This is a genomic window from Ilyobacter sp. (assembly GCF_041583315.1).
Classification (GTDB): Bacteria; Fusobacteriota; Fusobacteriia; order Fusobacteriales; family Fusobacteriaceae; genus Ilyobacter.
The window spans coordinates 1-2,690 of sequence record NZ_JBFHGC010000404.1 but is presented as its reverse complement, the minus strand read 5'-3'; the positions used below and the strand labels follow the sequence as shown (position 1 = coordinate 2,690).

The following is a 2,690-nucleotide window of genomic DNA, read 5'->3' as shown; positions in this document are numbered from 1 at the left end:
CTTTTAAAATATTATTCACAGCAATAACTCTGGGGTCTGGCTTCAAGGGTGGTGAGGTGACCTGCCTCTTTTTCATAGGTTCTGCCCTGGGAAACTCCCTTTCTGAGGTGATCCCTCTTCCTATGGCCCTCATGTCGGGAATGGGATTTGTAGCTGTGTTTGCAGCAGCTTCAAATACACCTATAGCCTGTACTGTAATGGCAATGGAACTCTTCGGAGGTGACACAGGTATCTTTGCAGGAATAGCCTGTATAGTGGCCTATCTTTTTTCAGGACACGCCAGCATCTACTCATCTCAGATTATAGGGGTGAGTAAACACGAGGATTTCCATGACCACCAGGGGCGGTCTATAGGGGATATATCAAAAGATAAAAAATCTGATTAATAACTGAAATTAAAAAAGACCCATTCGGGTCTTTTTTATTGAAGAAAAATATCATAATCCGGTTTCTCTCTGAGCTCTTTTTTCTTAACTTTAAACTGTTTATCCTTGTTTTTTAATTCTTTTCCTTTTCCCAACAATTTTTTAAGCTTTCCCCTGCTTTTTTCAAGCATCTCTTTAAACTCATTTTTTGTAACAGACATCGACATCACCTCAAAATTAAAAATTTTGTAAGACAATATATAACATTAAAAAGATTATTTAAATATTTCTCCCGCCTCTAAATACCACAGCAAAAGGTCAAAGTTGTCCATTGGAATACTGGTTTTATCACAATATTTCCTCATCTTTTCCTCTATCTCCTTGTATTTTTTACCGGTTATGGTCTTAGGAATTTCTTCTATGACTCCTAGTCTCACAAGGTTTCTCAGAATATGTCTGTCCAGTATAGCTATATCATCTCCGAAGCCTACATTTCTCAAAAAATGACTGGCTTCCTTATAGGCTATCCCTCTCACATGCTTTACAAGCCACTCTCTCATTTCAAAAACATCACCGATTTTGTCAATAAAATCCTTTGTTATAATTTCACCATCATCATTTTTCATCTGTTCTCTTAAAAGAACCAGGTTTTTGGCCTTGTTGTTTTTAAATCTCACAATGTTTAGATATTCTACAATATCTTCCTCTTCACCTGTGAATAAAAGACGGCTGTCTCTAAGTGCAGTTATAGCCTTCCATGCATTTCTGGCCTTAGACTGAGGTGTCAGTACGCAGAAAGAAAGCTCTATATGAATATCTTCATTGTTCCCGGAAAACCAGATATCTTTAAACTCTCCCAGTCTTTTCTCTATATCATCTTTTATCCCTGTATAGACCTCATATATTTTATCAAAATATTCCTTTTCCATAATTCCCCCTATATGCTCTATAATACTACAACAATTTCCTTCCTCAAAAAATATTTAAAGAAAGTTTCACATTAATTTTATTTTTATAAACTGACAGCCATCTTAAATGCCATCACAAGGGACATAGTTACAAAAATAGGTTTTATAAACTTAGCACCGTTTTTTATCGCCATTTTAGCACCCATTTTAGAACCTATAATTATAAACACTGCAGATATGGCACCATATTTGAGATTTACCTGCCCGTTAAATATAAATGTCAAAAGTGCCGCAAAGCCCGTTGTAAAGTTTAAAACCTTTGTATTTGCAGTTGCTACAGTAAAATCAAACTTAAATATTTTAACAAGTCCGAACATAAAAAATGTTCCTGTTCCGGGACCGAAAAACCCATCATAAAATCCCAGTGCGGAGGTGAGAAGCTTTCCAAACATACTATTTTTAAAGTCTATTCCTCTATAGTCGTTTGTCATTCCCACTTTTTTTGATACCACTGTGTATATGGCAACTGAAAAAATCATAAAAGGAATAAGAATTTCAAGTACCTTAGGAGAGATATACTGCACTGTCACCACTCCTAAAACTGCTCCTGTAAATGCAAATGGGATGAGCATTTTAAGCAGTTCTTTGTTCAGTTTGTTGCTTTTAAAAAACTCATAACTGCTTGTGAAACTCCCTAAAGAAGCTGCCATCTTATTGGTACCCAATACCATATGAGGGGGCATTCCAGTCATTAAAAGTGCTGGTACACTTATGAGTCCGCCACCGCCAACTATTGAGTCTATAAACCCCGCTGCAAACATTCCTATTCCCAGAATAATTATTTCCATTATTTACCCCTTTTAAAAGTTATTTTTACCTATTCTATAATCAGAAGTGGTTTTTTTCAATATATTTCTCTTTTATTTTGGAAATTAATATGTCCAGAGCAGTATATTTTTGTCTTAAACAGAAAAAAAGAGCGGGAAAATTCCGCTCTTTACAGTTCAAATCCATAGGGAAGAAGATCCTCTATAGAAAAAACTCTATACTCTTTTTTTAGATTTGACAATATTATTGATGTGTCCTCTTTTGCAAACTCTTTTATAACCTGCCTGCATGCCCCGCAAGGGCTGACAGGTCCTGTGGTATCTGCCACTATGCATATTGCAGCTATCTTTTTCATTCCGTTACTTACAGCAGAAAATATCGCTGTTCTTTCTCCGCAGTTGGTGAGGCCGTAAGAAGCATTTTCCACGTTGGCACCCCTGTAATGATTGCCTTTCTCGTCGACAACCACCGCCCCGACCTTAAATCCGGAATATTTTACGTAGGCATTTTCCCTAGCCTCTATAGCTTCATCTATCAGTTCTAATATCTCTTTTTCATTTATCAGCATCGCATTCACCTCCAAAAGAGT

5 protein-coding genes are annotated in these 2,690 nt (G+C 36.5%); 1 reads left to right on the top strand and 4 read right to left on the bottom strand.

Features of this window, described 5'->3' with window-relative positions:
• Positions 1-386, top strand: a 386-nt coding sequence (locus tag ABZA26_RS12085; RefSeq protein WP_372714766.1) for a chloride channel protein, incomplete at its 5' end; no start/stop codon positions are given.
• A 35-nt stretch (positions 387-421) separates the two neighbouring features.
• Here ABZA26_RS12085 and ABZA26_RS12080 read toward each other — a convergent pair.
• The 4 genes from ABZA26_RS12080 to cdd form a co-directional block, all read right to left on the bottom strand.
• A complete protein-coding gene (locus ABZA26_RS12080; protein WP_372714765.1) occupies positions 422-586 on the bottom strand; it encodes a hypothetical protein in 165 nt (54 codons plus the stop codon).
• A 54-nt stretch (positions 587-640) separates the two neighbouring features.
• A complete protein-coding gene (locus ABZA26_RS12075) occupies positions 641-1,297 on the bottom strand; it encodes an N-glycosylase/DNA lyase (RefSeq protein WP_372714768.1) in 657 nt (218 codons plus the stop codon).
• Between the two features lie 80 nt (positions 1,298-1,377).
• A complete protein-coding gene (locus ABZA26_RS12070; protein ID WP_372714764.1) occupies positions 1,378-2,121 on the bottom strand; it encodes a TSUP family transporter in 744 nt (247 codons plus the stop codon).
• 149 nt (positions 2,122-2,270) lie between these two features.
• Positions 2,271-2,669: a cytidine deaminase gene (gene cdd, locus ABZA26_RS12065; RefSeq protein ID WP_372714767.1), complete on the bottom strand. Its 399-nt coding sequence runs from the start codon at positions 2,667-2,669 to the stop codon at positions 2,271-2,273.
• Between the last annotated feature and the right edge of the window lie 21 nt (positions 2,670-2,690).